Source organism: Roseibium marinum (genome assembly GCF_002906165.1).
Lineage (GTDB): Bacteria > Pseudomonadota > Alphaproteobacteria > Rhizobiales > Stappiaceae > Roseibium > Roseibium marinum.
Window position 1 is genome coordinate 272830 of the sequence record NZ_PPCN01000005.1, and the last position, 19877, is coordinate 292706.

Genomic DNA, 19877 nt, shown 5'->3' on the forward strand with positions numbered 1-19877 from the left:
GTTTCCACGCGAAAGTTCAATGCGCCTCGTTTGAGGGAACCTCGGCGACTGCCGCGGTGCGTTCGGCGCGAAAGGTATCCAGAGCGGTTTCTACACCGGGATCGGTCAGGGCAAGCACTGCGGCGGCAAGCAGGGCAGCGTTGGTCGCGCCCGCCTTGCCGATCGCGAGCGTTCCGACCGGGATGCCGGCCGGCATCTGCACGATCGACAAAAGGCTGTCTTCCCCTGAAAGGGCCTTGCTCTCCACCGGAACGCCGAAGACCGGCAGCGGCGTCAGCGCGGCAACCATTCCGGGAAGATGGGCCGCGCCGCCGGCACCGGCGATTATGAGCTTGAAGCCTTCCGACTTCGCGCTTCTGGCAAAGTCATACATGCGGTCCGGCGTGCGGTGAGCGGAGACGATCCGGGCTTCATACGTCACACCGAGCTGATCGAGCGTATCGGCCGCGTGTTTCATTGTCGGCCAGTCCGACTGACTGCCCATGATGATTGCCACATCCGCGTTTGCCATTCGTTGCTCCACCACCCTGGGAAGGATCAATTTTCTGGCGTCCGGCCTTTGACGGTCGAACGTCCGTTGATCTCGAAGAGCGGCGGAGTATAGGCAGCGCGCCGTTCATCGCAAGCCGCAATTACCGGAAAAAACCTGCGCCGACGTCAGCGGTAGGCAGTTGAAAGGATTGACTGCCATGGACGCCCGTTACGCGATGATGTCGGGAAAAAACTGGTCTTCCAGCGCGCTGATCCGGTCCTTGATCATCAGCTTTTTCTTTTTCAGCCGCTGAAGCTGCAAGGCGTCATGGTTGGATGTTGTCGCCAGCGCCTCCACTGCAACGTCAAGATCCCTGTGCTCCTGACGAAGCTGCGCGAGCTCCGTCCGTAAAGCATCATTGTCCATTTGCGCCATCTGTATTCCCCGGAAACGGGATCAGTTCCAGAACATCTTTCCCACGTCGGGCCCAATGCAGGAGAGATACCCTCATACCTAAAGAACGATCACCTTTTCCGCTTTCACGTGATTCCACAAGCGGGCAGGGTGATGTAGTCCATTTTTCCGCCGGCGGGCAAGATAGCATCTTTGCCGGGGTGCCGCCGTCCATCATGCCCGACACGGGCGTGACCATAAACCGCACAGATTTTCACCCTTGGGAAAACCTGTGGGCCGGTAAAATTCTCATGGAGAAAATTCGTGAGTTTAGAACCGCTTATTTGTGGAGCCATTTTTAGAGTTTTCTAAGGATAGCAGCGAGAATGCGTAATTTGACGGCGAAACGATCAAGATATGCAGAAACCGCAATCGACAAGGGCGGATTTCCTATGGCACGATGACCGTGTCAAGCCAACGGACAGGAGGTTTTTCCATGTCAATGCAGTCACATCTCGCAGAACTTGAGCGCCGTCACGCGGAAATGGAACGCAAGATCGAAAATGCAAACTTGCACCCGAGTACGGACTCTCTGGAATTGGCTGGCATGAAACGACAAAAACTGAAGATCAAGGACGAGATCGAGCGAATACGGCAGGATGTGACGCTTCACTAGCAGCGTTTGCCAGATGTTTCGAGAACGCCGCGCTTCGCCGCGGCGTTTTTTGTTTTTTATACACTCCCCCGGCCGGCCGTATCCTGGACCTAAAGCGCCTTCGCCTGTTCGCGAAGCGCGAATTTCTGGATCTTGCCGGTGGAGGTTTTAGGCAGTTCGCAGAAGACGACCGTTTTGGGAGCCTTGAAGGGGGCCATATGTTCCCGGCAGAAGGCGATCAGATCCGCCTCTCCGACTTCCGCGCCCTGCCGGAGTTCGACAAAAGCACAGGGTGTCTCCCCCCACTTTTCGTCCGGCCGGGCAACGACCGCTGCGGCCTGTACGTCCGGATGCTTGTAGAGCACCTCCTCCACCTCGATGGACGAGATGTTCTCGCCGCCCGAAATGATGATGTCCTTGGACCGGTCCTTGAGCTGGATATAGCCGTCCGGATGCATCACGCCGAGATCGCCGGAATGGAACCAGCCGCCGGCAAACGCCTTTTCGGTGGCGTCGGGGTTCTTCAGATAGCCTTTCATCACCACGTTGCCCCGGAACATGACCTCGCCGAGGGTCTGGCCATCGGCGGGAACAGGTTCCAGCGTCTCCGGATCGAGCACGGCCAGATCTTCCAGGGCGACATAACGCACGCCCTGGCGGGCCTTCTTGTGTGCCTGCAGGTCCAGCGGCAGCGCATCCCATTCCGCCTTCCAGTCGTTGACGACGGCCGGGCCGTAGACTTCGGTCAGGCCGTAGAGATGCGTGACGTTGAAACCGGCGGTCTTCATGGCCGCAAGCACGCTTTCCGGCGGCGGTGCTGCGGCGGTAAAGAACTCAACCACGTGATCGAGCGCGCGTTTCTGGTCGGGCGCCGCGTTCAGCAGCGTCGACATGATGATCGGCGCGCCGCACAGATGGGTGACTTTTCGGTCGGCGATCAGGTCCCACATGGCTTTCGGCCTGATCCAGCGCAGGCAGACATGAGTGCCGGCGACCACCGACAGGGACCAGGGAAAGCACCAGCCGTTGCAGTGAAACATCGGCAGGGTCCACAGATACACCGGGTGCCCGGTCATGGCGGCCGTGATCACATTCGCCTGGGCGAGCAGATAGGCGCCGCGGTGATGGTAGACGACGCCCTTTGGATTGCCCGTCGTGCCGGACGTATAGTTGAGCGCGATCGCGTCCCATTCGTCTTCGGGCAAGGTCCAGCGATAGTCCGGATCGCCCGATTGCAGGAAACCCTCGTAGTCGAGCGTGCCGAGGCGCTCGCCGTCCTGGGGAAACTGGGGATCGGAATAATCGATCACCACGGGACGCACGCTGGCGATCGACAAGGCCTCCTTGACGACCGGGGCATATTCCCGGTCGGTGATCAGGACCTTGCATTCGGCGTGATCCAGCTGGAAGGCGAGGACGGCCGCGTCCAGACGCGTATTCAGCGAATGCAGGACCGCGCCGGACATGGGCACGCCGTAATGGGCTTCCAGCATCGGCGGCACATTGGGGAGCATCACGCTGACCGTATCGTTCCTGCCGACACCGAGCCCGGCGAGCGCGGAGGCAAGCTGGCGCGCGCGGCGGTAAAAGTCGCGATAGTCGGTGCGCTGATTGCCGTGGACGATCGCAACCGTGTCGGGAAACACATCGGCGGCCCGTGCGAGAAAGCTGAGCGGGCTCAGCGCGGCATAGTTCGCGGTGGTCTTGTCCAGTCCTTGGGCGAACGGGCTGACACTGGCATCCATGGTCTTCCTCCCTCGATCCTTTTACCGGAATCAAAACCGGAAAGCGGACAGCGCGCAATGCCTGATTTGCAGATAATGGATGGTCTTGTCGCCTTGCGACCTAGACGAAGAAAGCCGAAATGCCGTCATAGGTCAGTTTGACGCCGATCACGGCCATGAAGACGTAGATGATGCCGTAGAAGGTTTCCGCCTTGACGATGCGCACGAGGCGGACTCCGGCCAGGGTGGCGATCAGGGCGACCGGAAACAGCATGACCGACGTCGTCAGATTGGTGGAATCGAACTGGCCGAGCAGAAAGTAGGGCACCAGCTTGATGGCGTTCACGGCGGCGAAGAAGATTACGGCCGTGCCGGCGAACAGCAGGGGAGCGAGGCGCAGGGGCAGCATGTACATCTGGAACGGGGGACCGCCCGTGTGGCTGATAAAGCTGGTGAAGCCCGTGACCGCTCCCCAGAATGTGCCCTTGGGCACATTGTGGCCCGGTGCGCTGGTTTCCTTGCGCCGCACGAAGACGTAGTCGGCGACAAAGGCGATGGAAATGACACCGACCAGCAGGGTGACGAAGGAGTCGTTCACATAGGCGGCAGCAGCCCAGCCGGCGCCGATCCCCACGACAGCGGCCGGAAACAGGATGGTCAGGCTTTTCCAGTCGGCGCGGCCCTTGTAGGCGAGAAGTGCGATCACATCCATCACGATCAGGATCGGCAGCATGATGCCCGCGGCCTGCAGCGGCGAAACGACAAGGGCCATGACCGGGACGCCGAGCATGGCGAATGTCCCGCCGAAGCCCCCCTTTGAAAGGCCGACGAGAAACACGGACGGAATGGCGGCTGCATAGAACCAGGGGTCTGAAATCGGGGACATGAGCTTTTAAGGTGGGATCGTGGATCGGGACAGGACCGGCAGACAAGCATGCCAGAATGATTACGTAAAGTCCCGACCACCGAATTGCTTATGCGGGGAGGCTTGCAATTCCTCATGCCCTTACAGCACTCTATTGTGCAAAAGCCCGCTTCAGCCGCGATCAGACGATCGCGGCTGAAGCGGGTGGCTATCTGGGAGGAGAAGTCATGGCGAGCCGGTATCACGAGGTTTATCAGGGCTGGAAGGACGATCCGCTGGGATTCTGGAAGGATGCGGCCTCGGAAATCGACTGGATTTCGACGTCCGACCGGGTCTTCGATCCCGACGGGGGGCAATACGGGCGCTGGTTTCCGGACTGGCAATGCAACACCTGCTACAACTGCCTCGACCGCCATGTGGAGCGCGGACGGCCCGGACAGCCCGCGCTGATCTACGACAGCCCGATCACCGGCAGAACCGCGACCTATACCTATTCGGAACTGCTGGAGGAGGTCGAGGCGCTTGCCTGCGTTCTTGCCGACAAGGGGCTGGAGAAGGGCGACAGGGCGATCCTCTACATGCCGATGACGCCGCAGGCGGTGATGGCGATGCTCGCCTGCGCGCGCCTGGGTGTCGTTCATTCCGTCGTCTTCGGCGGTTTCGCCGCGAATGAACTGGCGACCCGCATCGACGATGCCACGCCGAAAACCATCATCGCCGCGTCCTGCGGCATCGAGCCGGGCCGGGTCATCGCCTATAAACCGCTGATCGATGCCGCGATCGAGCAGGCGCGGCACAAGCCGGAAAGCTGTCTGGTGTTTCAGAGGGAGGAACTGGCCGCCGGTCTGACGGAAGGCAGGGACCATGATCTCGGCGCCTTGCAGGATGAGGCGAAGGCCGCCGGCCGGCGGATCGCGCCGGTGCCTGTCATGGCAACCGACCCGCTCTATATTCTCTACACCTCCGGCACGACCGGCCAGCCGAAAGGCGTCGTGCGTGATAATGGCGGCCATATGGTCTCACTCAAATGGTCGATGAGCAATCTCTACGACGTCCAGCCCGGGGAGGTCTTCTGGGCCGCGTCCGATGTCGGCTGGGTGGTCGGTCATTCCTATATCTGCTACGCGCCGCTGCTGCATGGCTGCACGACCATCGTATTCGAGGGGAAACCGGTGGGCACGCCCGATGCGGGCGTCTTCTGGCGGGTGATATCGGACCACGACGTGGTGTCGCTCTTCACCGCGCCGACCGCCTTCCGGGCGATCCGCAAGGAAGACCCGAACGGCGAACTGATCGGGAAATACGACCTTTCCCGGTACCGGTCGCTGTTCCTGGCCGGTGAACGCGCCGACCCGGAAACCGTCAACTGGGCGATCGACCAGCTGCAGGTGCCGGTCATCGATCATTGGTGGCAGACCGAGACCGGCTGGTGCATCGTCGGCAACCCGCTCGGTCTTGGGCAGCTGCCGGTCAAACCCGGCTCTCCCACCGTTCCGATGCCCGGTTACGATGTGCAGGTGCTGGACGATGCCGGTCATCCCCTGGGGACGAACACGCTGGGCAACGTCGTGGTGAAACTGCCACTGCCACCGGGCGCGCTGCTGACGCTCTGGAACGCCGACAAGCGATTCTTCGACGCCTACCTGGCGGAATTCCCGGGCTACTACAAGACCTCCGACGCCGGGGTGATTGACGACGACGGCTATCTGTCGATCATGTCGCGGACGGACGACATCATCAACGTGGCCGGACACCGGCTGTCCACCGGCGGCATGGAGGAGGTCCTGGCGACCCATCCGGATGTCGCCGAATGCGCGGTGGTCGGCATTGCCGACAAGCTGAAGGGGCAGCTGCCCTGCGGCTTCGTGGTTCTGAAGTCGGGTGTCGAGCGGCCTCACGACGAAATCGAAAAGGAACTGGTCAAACTGGTGCGCGAAAAGATCGGGCCCGTCGCCGCCTTCAAGATCGCGATCACGGTGGAGCGGCTTCCCAAGACCCGGTCCGGCAAGATCCTGCGCGGCACGATGCGCCAGATCGCCGACGGTGAGAGCTACAGGATGCCCGCGACCATTGACGATCCGGCGATTCTGGACGAGATCAGCGACGCCTTGAAAACACACGGCATTTCCGTTTGATAAACCGAAATGCCGACGGTGGAGGCGAATAACGGCCATCGACAGCGCCTGTAATGCCTCTTAATGTCGGGCCGCCGCGAAGCGGCCCGCGTATCTGACGCGGTGCGAATTTACTCAAGCAGCCGTGAGGTTTCCGTGTCTTTGGAAAATAAGGTCGCCATCGTAACCGGCGCAGCCCGTGGAATAGGGCTCGCCATTGCCAGGCGTTTCGTCATGGACGGCGCGAAGGTCGTTATCGCCGATGTCGACGATGAGGCCGGAGAAGCGGCGGCCGGGGATCTGAATTCCCTGGGTGAAGCGATGTATATCCACTGCAATGTCGCCGAGCGTCTGGACGTCCGCAATCTGGTCGCGGAAACGCTGAACGCCCACGGCGATATCAATGTTCTGGTCAACAATGCCGGGATTGTCGCCGGTGCCGATTTCCTTGATCTGGAGGAAGATGATTTCGACCGGGTTCTTTCCATCAACCTGAAGGGGGCGTTCCTGTGTTCGCAGGCCGTCGCCCGCCACATGGTGGAGAAGGTGGAAAGCGGAGGCGCTCCGGGCTGCATCGTCAACATGTCGTCGATCAATTCGGTCCTGGCGATCCCCAACCAGATCCCCTATTGCGTTTCCAAGGGCGGCCTGTCGCAGCTGACAAAGGCGACCGCGCTGTCACTGGCCAAATACGGCATCCGGGTGAACGCGGTCGGTCCGGGATCGATCATGACCGATATGCTTGCCTCCGTGAACGACGATCCGGCGGCGAAAAACCGCATCATGTCCCGCACGCCGATGCTGCGGATCGGCGATCCATCCGAAATCGCCGGCGTTGCCGCATTCCTGGCGTCCGAAGATGCCAGCTACGTGACCGGGCAGACCATCTTCGCCGATGGCGGCAGGATGCCGCTGAACTACACGGTCGCCGTGCCTGACGAGGATTGATCTTCTTCTTCTGCCGCTTGCGCCAGCTCTTCCTCGGCTCCGAACTGCAGCCGGGCGAGTTTGGCGTAGAGGCCGCCGGCGGCGCTGAGTTCGGCGTGGGTGCCGGTCTCGGCAATCCGGCCACCCTCCATCACAAGGATGCGATCCGCTTTGAGCACGGTCGCAAGCCGGTGGGCGATCACCAGCGTGGTGCGGTTTTCCATCAGCCGGTCGAGCGCCTGCTGGACGAGGTTCTCGCTTTCTGCATCGAGGGCGCTGGTGGCTTCGTCCAGAAGCAGGACGGGGGCGCTCTTGAGAACCGCTCTCGCGATGGCGATGCGCTGGCGCTGGCCGCCGGAAAGGGTAATGCCGCGCTCGCCCACCAGGGTGTCGTAGCCGTTCGTCATGGTGTCGATGAAAGGCGCGGCTAGGGCTGCCTGCGCGGCGGCGACGATTTCCTCGCGGGAGGCGTCCGGCCGGCCATAGGCGATGTTTTCCGCAATGCTCGCTCCAAAAATGGCCGTGTCCTGGGGGACCAGGGCGATGTGCCCGCGCAGGTCTTCCGGATCGAGCTGTCTTATATCAACACCGTTCAGCCGGATGCTTCCCGCCGTCGGGTCGTAGTAGCGCATCAGCAGGCTGAAGAGCGTGGATTTTCCCGCACCCGACGGGCCGACCACCGCGACGGTTTCTCCAGGGGAAACCGTAAGGGCCAGCTCGGTGAGAACGGGCAGCGACCGACTGTTTTCATAGGCAAAGGAAACCTGGTCGAAGGATATTTCGCCCCTCGGTGTTTCCGGGAGGCGGACCGGATCGGCCGGAGCGCTGATTTCCGGCTGGATCTCCATAAGTTCGGACAGGCGCTCGGCGGCGCCTGCTGCCTGGGAGAGCTCGCCCCAGACCTCGGACAGCGCGGCCAGGGACCCGGCTGCCAGGATGGAATAGAGCAGGAACTGGCTCAGTTCCCCGCCGGTGATCCTGCCGGAAAACACGTCACTCGCGCCGATCCACAGAACCGCGACAATGCTGGCCCCGATGACGAAGATCGCAAAACCGGTCAGCGCGGCACGGGCCATGATCGCCTGGCGGGCCGCCTGAAACGCGGCCTCGACAGCGGCCCGGTAGCGATCGGCGCTGCGGCGTTCATGGGTGAAGGCCTGCAGGGTGCGGACCGCGCCGAGCATTTCGCCGGCGAAAGCGGAGGCGTCCGCGAGTGTATCCTGGGCGAAGCGGGATCTTCTGCGCACCTGGCGTCCAAAGCCGAGGATGGGAACAAGGATGACGGGAATGGCCGCAAGGACAATGACGGAGAGCCGGGGGCTGGTGACCACCATCATCACCGATGCGCCGGCGAACATGATCAGGTTGCGCATGGCAAGCGAGGCGCTGGAGCCGAAGGCCGACTTGATCTGTGTGGTGTCGGCTGTCAGGCGGGAGAGAATTTCCCCGGATTTCGCGCTGTCGTAGAAGGCGGGGCTGAGGCGGGTCAGATGAGCAAAAACATCCGAGCGGACATCGCTCACCACCCGTTCGCTGATCCACATCACCAGGAAATAGCGGATGGAGCTTGCCAGCGCCAGAGCGCATACGACCCCGACCAGGACGGCGAAATAGGAATTCACCAGAGCGGGATCATCGGCCCCGAAGCCGAAATCGATCATCCGGCGGACGGCGGCGGGCAGGACCAGGGTGATGACGGCCGCCGAAAACAACGCGATGACCGCGGCCGTCACGACACCCTTGTGTTTCAGCAGATAGGGCAGCAGCCGGGTCAGCGGCCTGAGCGATTTTCGCGATGATCCCGCGGATGAAATCGTGGGGGAATTTGCGTCTGAAGCTTGGGCGTCGGCCAAGAGGATCTCCTCGTCGTTTGCGCACGTCTTTAACATGTTCGGCGACGGGCTCAATGGCATAGGTCAAGTCCGAGCGCATGATGGCGTTGTTGAAGCTGCCGGGAGCCCAAACGCCGCCAGGGGGAAGCGCTGGGAGGTGCTGGGAAGCGTATCGGTTCCTTTCCCGAAGGCAGGAGGAGATTGCCGGATTTTGCCCCTTGTCTTGCCCGTCGCCTTGGGGTATATCCCCGCCACATGTTTCTGAGGGCGGCGTCCGCATCCGGATCGGCTGCCCTTTATCTCGTTTGCGCTGGCGTTGCGGCTTTTACGGAAAGACGTTTCGAGGCGCTTGAAAGGACCGGCCATGAAAGCGGATATCCATCCCGACTATCACACCATCAAGGTCGTCATGACCGATGGTACCGAATTCACCACCCGCTCCACCTATGGCGCGGAAGGCGACACGCTGCAGCTGGACATCGATCCGACGTCTCATCCGGCGTGGACCGGCGGCGACCGTCAGCTGATGGACCGCGGCGGCCGCGTGTCCCGCTTCAAGAACAAGTTCGCTGGTTTCCTGGGCTCCTGATCAGCCCGCGACAACAGCTTCGGTTTCGAAAACCCGGCCTCTGGCCGGGTTTTTTTGTTTTCAGACGCAGGTTTATCATGCGGATAGGTCCCGGTTACGCCCGCAAGTCACGCAAAGTCATGCAGCACATTTTTTACTCATGCGGATGCACCCCTTGGGCATAATTTGACGTTGTCTGAATTGGCAACACGTATTACTTTCAGTTTGTTCTTGTAATTCTCTTCTTGAGACATTTTAGCCTCCAAAGGACATGTGGCCTATGTCGAGGTTTTTAAAAGCAAAATCCTGGTTGTCTACTTTGTCGGACAGCGACATTGGATCCATTGTCAGCCAGATAAACACCGAGGGAATTTATTCCGCACCGGAATTTCTGTCCAAGGACGAATTGCTTCATATGCAAGAGTTCGTTTCTGCAGCGATTGAGAAGGCCGGCAACAAAACCGTTTCGCTGAAAAAGGACGAAGCATCCGATACGAGACTGAACGAACTTGTCGATTCTTCGGAATTTTCGGATTTCATTTTCCGGCTTTATTCGACAGGCTTCGGAACGCCGCCTCCGAATCTTGACTGCTACCAGATACTTCGCTGCCTGACTGGCGAGAGTGCAGCAGCTCATTCCTGGAAATTCCATTACGATTCCTACATGATAACGGCGCTGGTCCCCATAGTGGTGCCCTCTAAAGGCATGCGGGGCGACTTTCTGATCATCCCCAATACGCGTCACATGCGTTCAAGCTATGCCTTGAACCTGCTGGACAAGGTTCTGCTCGATAATGCGCTGACACAAAAGATGCTGCGCCGTCGCATCTCTGATGGCCAGCGCGTGAAGCGCATCTCGCTGACACCGGGAAATCTCTATCTCTTTTGGGGCTATCGCAGCATTCACACGAATGAAGCCGTGGATGACGAAATGGTTCGCGCGACTGTGCTGTTTCACTATGCCGACCCGCACACCGGTAGTTTTCTAAAGCGCCAACTCGGGCGGGCCTAGGGTCTGTGGACAATTAGGTTTGGGTCGCGGCGCGAGCCGGATTTCGGTGTCCGAACAGGAGGAAAGTCCGCAGTGGTGCGCCCCACCACAAGGACTTTCCGACGCAGTCGGGACCGAAATCCGCCGCGTCTCGAAGAGATTTGGCGCAAAACGCCCATTTCAGCGTCGCAATGTCTTGAAAGGGAACACCCTTCCTGCGACCTTGCTTCTTGAACTGGGCGTTTTGCATCCAAACCTCGACCAAATCCTTATTGTCCACAGACCCTAGAGTATCCGGGTTGATCAGGCGGGGCTTGGAGCCGCCGCACAACTGCGGTGCGCTTCACGAAGCGCCTTGCCGAGTGAGCTGTTTGAAGCTATCCGACAAGAGCAGAAGCAGTTGAAAAAATAGCTGTATGGGCCGGACAAAATTGTTCCCAGAATCTTTGGGTTGTGCTTGAGGCAAGTATCACCACCGCGCGCAATCCGCCTCGCCAGGGACCAATTTTGTCTCGGTCAAATGATTCAAAATGATCGAAAAATGTTCCAGGCGGGAAGCGCCGTTTCAGGTATCAGGAAGCGTCAGGCTGAAATTTGCGGCCGCTCCAACGCGGCGGCACCGAGCGCTTTTGCGTGGACATGCACGACTTCGCCGGAGCTGAACCTGTCGATGAACTCTTTTCTGTAGTGGGAATGAGCTCTTTCTGTCTCGATATTGTCGCAGTAGTAAAGCATGGCGTCTACCAGACCGTCCCCTCCGGGAAGCGGTACAAGCCGACCGAGCCTCTGATCGACGAGGATATCACTCGGCCCGAACTCGCAATCGATCGAGACGACCGGCAGCCCGAAGCGCAGGGCCTCACAAATTGCGAGGGACCAACCCTCCCAACGGGATGTGGAAACATAAATATCGCTTTTTGAAAGCGGTACCTGGGGGGTGCTCGGGTGGTGCTCGATTGAAACGACATCCTGCAGGCCAAGGCGGGCAATCTGGCTTTTAATCTCGGATTCTCCCGCGCCATAGCCGACAATCTTGAGCCTGACATTCTTGCGCAGTTCATACAGCTTCGAAAAGGCGTCGATCAGGATATCCTGCCCCTTCTGATAGGCAAAGCGGCCGACTTTCACATACGTCACCACATCCTTGTCGCGCCGAATGGGTACGTCATCGACGTCAAACCGGCGCACCGGATTGGGCGTCCAGAAGTGGGGAGTGTCGGATGGAAACAGTGTCTTGAAAGTTTCCAACTGCTTCGGAGATGTGCCAAAAACGCCTGACAGTCGGTTCAGGACAAGCGTCTTCATTATAAAGAACAGGATTTTCGCCTTGAGGTGGCTCTGCTCGAGCCTCGGATTGCCATGCAGATGCATGGCGAATTTGCGCCCGAGCCCGAGACAGGCGAACCACGCGATCACCGTGGGCTCCACTTGCGGTATGACAACCAGATCGTATGGCTTGCTTCCTATGGCGCTTCGGAGGTTCCGCACCAGGTCCCAGCGCCCGCCGATTTCCATCTGGATGTAATTGTACGGCTTGTCCTTCACCTCGTAATTGTCGAACCGTGAAAGATACAATACGTCGATTTCAAACGTATCGCCGTATTTCAAAGCGAGTTCTGTGCAAATTTCATCCACGACACGCTCAATGCCGGCAAAGGACTTCGTAGCCGGCTGAACGTACAATATCCTGAGTTTAGAGAGGGGAATTCCGTCTCCGGGCATCTGGGTAGGCATGCTGACCGCTGTCATCTCGTCCCGCTCCTGGAGAGCTGTTTGTCAGTGGCAGTCGAAACTTTGCGTAGCATATTCTTCCCCAACCATTGCGCCGGATCAGCCAGCCTTCATGTGGATTCATTTAGATGCAGAAGCTTCGGAACGAAGGACATCTTGCGAGTTCTCGCTCGTCCGTACCCTAAGCTCCCTTGAAGATCAGGTGCAGAAATCCCATCGGTGATCGCTGCCCCACATTGAGACGATAGGCCAGAAGAGCCTGGGCTCGAGCGATCGGCAAGACCGACGTGAGGGTGAAGAACAGGGCCATTCCTGCCTTGTTGCGGAGCGAAAAGTCCTGGGTTACGAGCTTCACAAGCAGTTTCGCGAGCGCGGATACGCGGGGTTTCTGCCCCGTTGCTATGGAGAGAAAGAAACTCCGCTCCTGATGGTAAAAGGTTTTTTCCGCGTCCACGAGATTTTCGCTCCCGGCGACCGGTCGGATGATCGTCCGCAGGTGATCCATCCTCTGCTCGAAATGCTGAATATCTTTAGCAATGATCTTCGCATCCGGCTTCCTTCCGAAGCCGGATATGTTGCGGTCGTGAACGCGATAGCGCCCCAGAGCTTCGGGAATGCTGACAATATCTCCCAGGAACGGTGCCGCGAAGACGATCACACCATCGACCGCGGTATCGTAGGAACAATCCTTGAGGAGTTCGCAAACATCCCGGCGAAACACGTTTCCCGAAGTCGGGGGCGATCTGTAGACGCCGGTTTTGAGAACCTGGCGGGTGAGATCGCTGCGGTTGCGGAAGGATTTGCTTGAATAACTCGCTTCGCCGATGACATTGCCACCCGCATCGATCCGGGTCAGCATGAACTGGATTTTGGCAACCCCCGGATCCAGATGATCGATAATCCTTGAAATCGATCCCGGCTTCAATTCATCGTCCGCATCCAGAAACATGACGAAGGGAGCCGTCGTCTGGCTGAAACCGTAGAGGCAGGCTTTCGGCTGCCCCTTGTTTTCGGTTCTGAAAGTCTTGATGCCGGAGAACTTCTGAATTGAGTTCCAGGAGTCGTCCGTCGACCCGTCATCGACTACCACAAGCTCGCAGTCGTCACGGTTCTGATCCGTGACGCTGCGGATAGCATGTTCCACGAAATTTTCGTAATTGTAACAGGTTATGACAATGGCGAGTTTCGGTTGATCAGACATGATCGTCTCCAGAGAACGAAACGCGGAAAAAGCTGCCAGTATAAAGGCGGTCTCATTGGCGGCATCCTGCGCCAATTCTCCAAGAGCCGTTATAAGCGCAGAAATCGATGATCCAGTGGATTCCGCCGGCTATCTCCAGCTGGGCGCAGGAATGCAAGTACTCCGTTCACACAGTGCAGAAAATTAACCGCAATCCGCAAGCTTTCCAATTGCTCAAGTGAGAATTTTTCAAGATACTGCAGGATTGGAAAGTAAATTTTGCTTCTTTCTCCTGGTATTGTGAACTTGGTCAATATCTCTGTCGACAAACCAAATAAAAATGTATGCCATGCAACAAAGCAGTCTCGGATAGTAGATGTTCTTCACTGAGCAGCACTTGATTATTGGTAACAAATTTGTTTGCGGTGCGCAATAAAGATCTCTCGCCTGTCTGCTTGCTTTGTCCTGTCCTGTCTGGCCCATGAGATGGGGGCCGAAAGGGATCCAGACACACATGTTTGAAGGATGCTTTGCAAGATAGCTTGTGCGAGGAACCGATGCCTTGCGATCCGGCTCAAACGCCTCCAGCTCTCCTGAACCAGCCATCCCACTGGGAGAATACGGGGAACACCCGCTCATATCCCTTGTCCTCCAAAAGCTTCTGGATTTTGCTTTCGGTCTTCGGATTCAATTCGATGGACAGAAGCCTGAATTTGTACCTGTCGAAATCGAAGGCCTTGAGAATATCGAGCTCGCTCCCTTCCGTGTCGATAGAGATGTAGTCGATCGTCTCCGGCGCGTCGTATTTTACGAGAAGATCCGACAGCGAAATCGTGCCGATTGAGAGCCGGTTTCCAGATTGCCGGACTCCCGCGAAATGGTCATCCTCGGAAAAGCCCGCAATGGAACTGAGCTCCGGGTCGGAATCGTCGGTCGTGAGGAACTCGACCGTTTCACCGCTTTTTGAGAACACGCACAGCTCTTCGATGTGAGCTGACCGGTTGTTTTTCAGCTCCGCGTGCCACACAGGATTTGGTTCGGCGAGTATTCCCTTCCAGCCGAATTTCGTCTCCAGCAGCCAGGTGTTGCTGTTCACAAGTCCGTTGGTGGCCCCGAACTCCACAAAGAAACCGTTCGGTTTCTCACCGAGTTCGAAGCAGACCCAGAGGTCCTGAAGAATTTGCGATTTGGACCACTCGCGCCGCCCCAGACAGTAGCCCAGAAATTTCAAATTCCGGTCGACCAGGATATCGCCAAGTTCTTGCCGTTGAAGGCGGATGCCATTGAATAATATCTGCTGAATTGATTTTCGCTTTATAAATGTAATTGAAATATTTGCTACTAGCCTTAACAAATGATTCCTGATAGCCATAAGCGGTTCTCTATAATGTTAGGGTCGCAGTTGAACCTTTAGCAAGAATTGTTCTTGGTAAACTACACTCGAAGAGTAGTTTATCTCAAATTTTCCTACTAAAAAAATCTTTCGTAAAAACCATGTCTGGCCGGAACGGTAAAATAACTGACGAAGCAAGTGTCTATAAAAATTTCCAGATATTTAATGACAAAATCTACAGTCAGGTTGTGGAATAATGCGACCTAGGATTTGGTTGTCCCGCTCTGTTCGGCTGTATAGGGAACGGTTTTTTTGCCGGCAGTCATTCCGCTTCTTTTGCGCTCGCCGGATCTGAATATATACCGGAGCACGTGCCCAGCAACATATCCGCCTTCAAATGCGAACTCATAGACGATCGCCCACCAGATTACCTGCAAAACGGCGTCGCCCAAAAAGAGCCGGGTGACAATATAGACGCACAGGGCTCCGAAAACTATTAACGCGAAAACCAAAGCCGGGATACGCAGCGAGGAAACTGCGCCGAGAGCAATTGCTACTATAGCTATCCATAGTTCCACGTAACCCGTTCCCGCTCCCACATCACAACATGTACTCCTTCTTATTAAATATTGCTGGTAGTGAAACAAGCGTTAACTGGAAGCGACACGAACAAATTATCCGCAAAAGGCAGTAACCATTTATTGGGCAATTTCGTGTGCCTCCACCGTTCGGCCGGATCAACCGTCGTCTTTTCGTTCCACCTGCACAACGTCGCCCGGCAGAACTGTGCTGAGTTCGTCGACGGAGAAACGCTGAATTTCGCCGTTCACGTTGCGAATGATCATCATTGTGAACTCCGTTCCGGTATCGAAACCGGCGGATGCAGCGGCTTCCGGGGCATACAGTTCGATATTTTGGATCAGCGCGCGCGTGGTCTGTATCCCCGCGGCAACGGATGTCAGCCGATCCCTTACCTCCGTCTGCTGGATCTGTGCTTCCAGACGGTATTTTTCCTGCACGTCCTCGATCTTGTATTCCGCCATGGCAACCGCCTGCTGGGTCGTGATGAGCGCCATCGCCACATCAAGCTGTCTGGTTTGAAGCTCTGAGACAAACTGCTCAGCGCCGAACTGACGAGTTGAAACCGTAAGCCCCTTGGACACGAGGCCGCTTATCTTTCCCAGTTCATCATCCGCCAGCGTTGCCTGCTTTTCCAGGGTCTCCTGTTTGGACTTCAGAACTTCAGTGTGATCGGCCGCATAGCTCATGTTGCGGCTGAGCGAGTTGATCTCCGCCTCCATCGCCTTCTGTGTGGCGGTGAAGATCTGTTGCTCCTCCTTGAGGATCTGCCGGATTTCCGGTTTGTGCGATTGGGAGGTGATTTCTTCGGGAAATGAAATCTCCGGTTCCCCACGTATGACCGCTTCGAGGCGCGCGTTTCGGGCCAGGAGAGACAGACGTTCGGCCTGCAACTGGCGTAGAGTTCCGCGGCTGGACAGGACCTCCCGCTGAATTCCCATTGCATCCCTGTCTACCGGACGGGCGTATCCGCCCGCGATGCTGAGTGCCTGAAGGACAGTGAGGCCGGGAAAGTAATCGTATTTTCCAGGTTTGGAGACGAGTCCACCCACGAAAAACGGACGGTACTCAGAGACCTCGACCGATGCACTCGGCGGCTTTTGGAGACCGACGATTTTCTGGAGGCCCTCGCTTATCTGGGCGGAAATCTGTTCGACCGTCTTTTCCGCGACAGGAAGGGAGCCGAGAATGGGCAAGGTCAGGTTTCCGCTCGTCGAAACAGTGAACTCGCCTGTCAGGGGGCTCCATTCAAAAATGGATGCCGTGTTCGCACGCCATTCGACGACCTCGATATTGAGTTTGTCCTGCGGGCCGACGAGATAGTCGCTTGCCTGGATGGGGGCTGAGAAAAATAATCCCGCAAGCAACCCGCTCAACAGGAAGAAGACCTTGCAACCGAGGCGCCCGATTTCAAATTTTCCGGCATGAAATGCCTTCATGTAGTTGCTCCTACAGCGAAATTCATTGTGTTTGTGCCCGAGGAATCCGGGTTTTGTTTTTCACCCGCGTAAGCGGTCTGTTTCGAGCCTGTGGCTTCAATCATTGCGTGATCGACAAACATCTTGAACTTGTCCTTGAAGACATCCTTGCCAAAGCCGGCTGCCCGTGCCACCGCGTCAGCGGGCTTGAAAGACATATTCTCGAACTTCTGAACGGCTTCGATGAGGCCATCGACGGACTGATGGTCGAAAAAAAGTCCGGTTTTTCCGGAAACGACCGTTTCCGTCGCGCCGCCCTTGCCATACGCAATGACCGGTCGGCCACTCGCCATTGCCTCAAGCGGCACGATGCCGAAATCCTCTTCGCCGGGAAATACCAGCGCCTTGCAACGGGCATAATGATGTTTCAACGTCTCAAAAGGCTGAGCTCCGAGCAGTTCAACAGTCGGGCCGGCAATCTTTTTCAGTTCTGCCAGCATCTCACCCTGGCCGATAACAACCAGCTTGGCCTTCATTTTATTGAATGCCTGAACAGCCAGATCGGGCTTCTTGTAGCGCACCAGTTCACCAACCATCAGATAATAATCGCTCACATCCGCAGTTTCAACAGGGTGGAAGCTTGCGGTATCGACAGGTGGATGCACAATTCGTGCCGTTCGATTATAGTACCGCTTGATCCTGTTGGCGACAGTCGCGGAATTTGCGGCGAATTGGTCGACCCTGTGAGCCGTTGTCACATCCCAGGCCCGCAGGTAATGCGCCAGCGGCGGCATCATGAGCTTTGTGATCATTCCGGCATCTTCATAATAATTCCGGTACATGTTCCACAAATAGCGCATTGGTGAATGACAATAGCAAAGATGTACCGCGTTTGAGTCAGGAATAATTCCCTTTGCGGGGCCGGACTCACTGCTGATTACCAGGTCATATCCTCGAAGATCCAGTTGCTCGAGTGCAAGAGGCATCAACGGCAGGTATCGAGGGTACATTTTTTCGGAAAAGGGTAGCCTGTTGATAAAGGACGTCGTGATTTTGTGAGAGGTGATTACCTTGGAGGCTAGGTTCGGATTGTAGACATGTGTGAAAATGTCGGCCTCGGGGTACATCTCGCAGAGTGCTTCAAGAACTTTTTCACCTCCGCGCATCCCTACGAGCCAATAATGCACCAAAGCTATGCGCATGCTGTACCTCGCCTGATAAAACGGCTAAAAATTGTGCAATACAAGAATCTGCCTAACTTTTGGATCGTAGTTCGACAATTGACTGTTTTCCAGTTAAATTATTTTTTTCAATAATTTAAGTCAACATATTGCAAACGTTCCGGAAGGCCCGATGGGGCCTGAGCGAAATTTAGTTGCAGTGCACTAATTTAATCATTGTAAAAATTGTTAGTCTAATATTTACTATTCAATGTATTCGAGATTTTTTTTTTGACCGACCGATCGCGGTCTTGACCTGAAAAAACCTGAACCGTGAGAGATTTAACGAGAGGCGAGCTGGTATGAGTGAGCTTGATTTGAGTAGCCAATTTAAGTACGTCAACGACATCAAGGTACATGAGCTGAGCGACGCTGGAAGTCGCGTGGCTCTCCGGAGCCCCAGGAAACGCTTTCATCCTGCTCTTGTACTTAAGTATTCCACCGACGTCGTCCTGGCGTTCCTGGGGCTGATTGTTCTGGCGCCGATGATCCTGATGGTGGCAGGTGTTCTTCTGGTCTTGCAGGGCCGTCCGATTTTCATCTTCCACAAGCGCATCGGCAAGAACGGCAACCTGTTCGACTGCATCAAGTTCCGGACAATGGTTCGTAACGCCGACCAGTTTCTGGAGCAGTATCTGGCATCCAACCCGGAGGCTAGAAAAGAATGGGAAGCCACTCGCAAGTTGAAGTCCGATCCGCGCATTACCGCTTTCGGCGGAATTCTGCGCAGTTCGAGCATCGATGAAATCCCGCAGCTTTTCAACATTTTGCGAGGTGAAATGAGCTTGGTCGGACCACGTCCGATCACTACAGGCGAAGCGCAATTGTATGGGCACCGTTTCATCGACTACATCGCGATTCGTCCGGGTCTGACCGGCCTTTGGCAGGTCAGTGGGCGCAACGAAATCAGCTATAACGCCCGTGTCGAGCTTGATGCGCGGTATGTAGCCGAACAGAGCTTCGTCGGGGACATGGTCATCATTTTAAAAACCATTCCAGCGGTTCTCGCCAGACGGGGAAGCTACTAAGTTCTGGCTGAATAATCTGGGCTGAATATTAGAGCTGAAGTATATTTTTAATTATTTTAAACGCGGATCTGATTTTTTAAGCAATCAGATCGAAAAAATATGGAAATGAAAAATATAAACCAGTTTAAAATAAGAGAATGGCTTGACGTGCAAGATATATATTTAAGCGAACATTATGCGGAGTTGAACCCGACCTGGCATGAAGAGGATTCACCTTGGAAGGCGCGGCAGGTGCGAGACATCATTGACCGCAACAACCTGGAGATTTCTTCCTTTTGTGAGGTCGGCTGCGGAACTGGCGAAATTCTACTCAATCTTACAAACAGTTACCCCGATGTCCAATTTACGGGGTACGAGATTGCACCTCATGCCTACCAGCGGGCGAAAGAGAAGGAAACCTCGCAACTTACCTTCAAATTCGGCGATGCGCTGGAGGAAAAGAACGCCAATTTCGACGTTGTCCTGATTGCCGATGTCATTGAGCATGTCGAAGACTATATCGGGTTCGTGAAAGGAATGAAGGGCTTCGGGCGCTACAAGATCTTTCACATACCGCTCGATCTTTCGGTCCAGTCGGTTTTCCGCGGCTGGCCGATCAGCAACCTTCGCAAGAACGTGGGACACATACATTATTTCTTCAAGGATTCCGCGCTGGATGCCCTGAGGGACTGCGGTTATTCGATAATTGATTTCAAATACACAGCGAGCAGGCTTGAGCTTCCGAAACAAGCCCTGAGTAGCCGATTGATGAAACTGCCACGCCGGCTTTGCTTTTCCGTCTTTCCCGATTGGACGGTCCGCGTTCTGGGTGGTTATTCACTTCTCGTTCTCGCGGAATGACCCGGCC

The 19877-nt window shown here is 56.4% G+C and carries 17 protein-coding genes; 7 read left to right on the forward strand and 10 right to left on the reverse strand.

All coding sequences use genetic code 11. The features are described from left to right. Positions 1–16: 16 nt before the first annotated feature. Entirely contained in the window at positions 17–511 is a 495-nt protein-coding gene (purE, locus tag CLV41_RS13965) for a 5-(carboxyamino)imidazole ribonucleotide mutase (RefSeq protein ID WP_103223009.1), read from the reverse strand. A 189-nt stretch (positions 512–700) separates the two neighbouring features. Continuing rightward, positions 701–907 (reverse strand): YdcH family protein, encoded by a 207-nt coding sequence (locus tag CLV41_RS13970; protein ID WP_103223010.1) that lies wholly within the window; start codon positions 905–907, stop codon positions 701–703. A gap of 454 nt (positions 908–1361) precedes the next feature. Between CLV41_RS13970 and CLV41_RS13975 the strand changes: the two genes are divergently transcribed. Beyond that, positions 1362–1541, forward strand: coding sequence for a YdcH family protein (locus CLV41_RS13975; RefSeq protein WP_103223011.1), 180 nt, complete (start codon positions 1362–1364; stop codon positions 1539–1541). Positions 1542–1630: 89 nt separating this feature from the next. Here CLV41_RS13975 and CLV41_RS13980 read toward each other — a convergent pair whose 3' ends face one another. Further along, positions 1631–3265, reverse strand: coding sequence for an acyl-CoA synthetase (locus CLV41_RS13980; protein WP_103223012.1), 1635 nt, complete (start codon positions 3263–3265; stop codon positions 1631–1633). A 100-nt stretch (positions 3266–3365) separates the two neighbouring features. Further along, on the reverse strand, positions 3366–4130 hold the full coding sequence (locus tag CLV41_RS13985) for a sulfite exporter TauE/SafE family protein (RefSeq protein ID WP_103223013.1): 765 nt from the start codon (positions 4128–4130) through the stop codon (positions 3366–3368). A gap of 206 nt (positions 4131–4336) precedes the next feature. On the opposite strand from CLV41_RS13985, the gene CLV41_RS13990 reads away from it, so the two are divergent. Then, entirely contained in the window at positions 4337–6244 is a 1908-nt protein-coding gene (locus CLV41_RS13990; RefSeq protein ID WP_103223014.1) for a propionyl-CoA synthetase, read from the forward strand. A gap of 135 nt (positions 6245–6379) precedes the next feature. After that, positions 6380–7171, forward strand: a complete 792-nt coding sequence (locus tag CLV41_RS13995; protein WP_103223113.1) for an SDR family NAD(P)-dependent oxidoreductase — start codon at positions 6380–6382, stop codon at positions 7169–7171. Here CLV41_RS13995 and CLV41_RS14000 read toward each other — a convergent pair. Continuing rightward, entirely contained in the window at positions 7141–9039 is a 1899-nt protein-coding gene (locus tag CLV41_RS14000) for an ABC transporter transmembrane domain-containing protein (protein WP_103223015.1), read from the reverse strand. The two genes, CLV41_RS13995 and CLV41_RS14000, sit on opposite strands and share 31 nt — an antisense overlap. A gap of 307 nt (positions 9040–9346) precedes the next feature. Between CLV41_RS14000 and rpmE the strand changes: the two genes are divergently transcribed. Next, positions 9347–9571, forward strand: a complete 225-nt coding sequence (gene rpmE / locus CLV41_RS14005; RefSeq protein ID WP_008196026.1) for a 50S ribosomal protein L31 — start codon at positions 9347–9349, stop codon at positions 9569–9571. A 259-nt stretch (positions 9572–9830) separates the two neighbouring features. Beyond that, positions 9831–10562 (forward strand): hypothetical protein, encoded by a 732-nt coding sequence (locus CLV41_RS14010; protein ID WP_103223016.1) that lies wholly within the window; start codon positions 9831–9833, stop codon positions 10560–10562. Between the two features lie 561 nt (positions 10563–11123). Here the strand turns inward: CLV41_RS14010 and CLV41_RS14020 are convergent. The 5 genes from CLV41_RS14020 to CLV41_RS14045 form a co-directional block, all read right to left on the reverse strand. Continuing rightward, positions 11124–12290, reverse strand: coding sequence for a glycosyltransferase (locus tag CLV41_RS14020; protein ID WP_103223018.1), 1167 nt, complete (start codon positions 12288–12290; stop codon positions 11124–11126). Positions 12291–12453: 163 nt separating this feature from the next. Further along, the gene (locus CLV41_RS14025) at positions 12454–13473 is read right to left on the reverse strand and encodes a glycosyltransferase family 2 protein (protein ID WP_103223114.1); all 1020 of its coding nucleotides are present in this window, start codon (positions 13471–13473) and stop codon (positions 12454–12456) included. A 553-nt stretch (positions 13474–14026) separates the two neighbouring features. Next, the gene (locus CLV41_RS14030) at positions 14027–14683 is read right to left on the reverse strand and encodes an FkbM family methyltransferase (protein WP_235867133.1); all 657 of its coding nucleotides are present in this window, start codon (positions 14681–14683) and stop codon (positions 14027–14029) included. A gap of 839 nt (positions 14684–15522) precedes the next feature. Continuing rightward, entirely contained in the window at positions 15523–16803 is a 1281-nt protein-coding gene (locus CLV41_RS14040) for a polysaccharide biosynthesis/export family protein (RefSeq protein ID WP_103223021.1), read from the reverse strand. Beyond that, complete coding sequence (locus tag CLV41_RS14045) at positions 16800–17984, reverse strand: glycosyltransferase (RefSeq protein WP_208987505.1); 1185 nt, start codon at positions 17982–17984, stop codon at positions 16800–16802. Before CLV41_RS14045 ends, CLV41_RS14040 begins: the two co-directional genes overlap by 4 nt. A 320-nt stretch (positions 17985–18304) precedes the next feature. On the opposite strand from CLV41_RS14045, the gene CLV41_RS14050 reads away from it, so the two are divergent. Beyond that, positions 18305–19030 carry a sugar transferase gene (locus CLV41_RS14050; protein ID WP_103223023.1) on the forward strand — a complete coding sequence of 242 codons (726 nt, stop codon included), beginning with the start codon at positions 18305–18307 and terminating at the stop codon, positions 19028–19030. Positions 19031–19177: 147 nt separating this feature from the next. Then, positions 19178–19870 carry a class I SAM-dependent methyltransferase gene (locus tag CLV41_RS14055; protein WP_103223115.1) on the forward strand — a complete coding sequence of 231 codons (693 nt, stop codon included), beginning with the start codon at positions 19178–19180 and terminating at the stop codon, positions 19868–19870. Positions 19871–19877 lie beyond the last annotated feature (7 nt).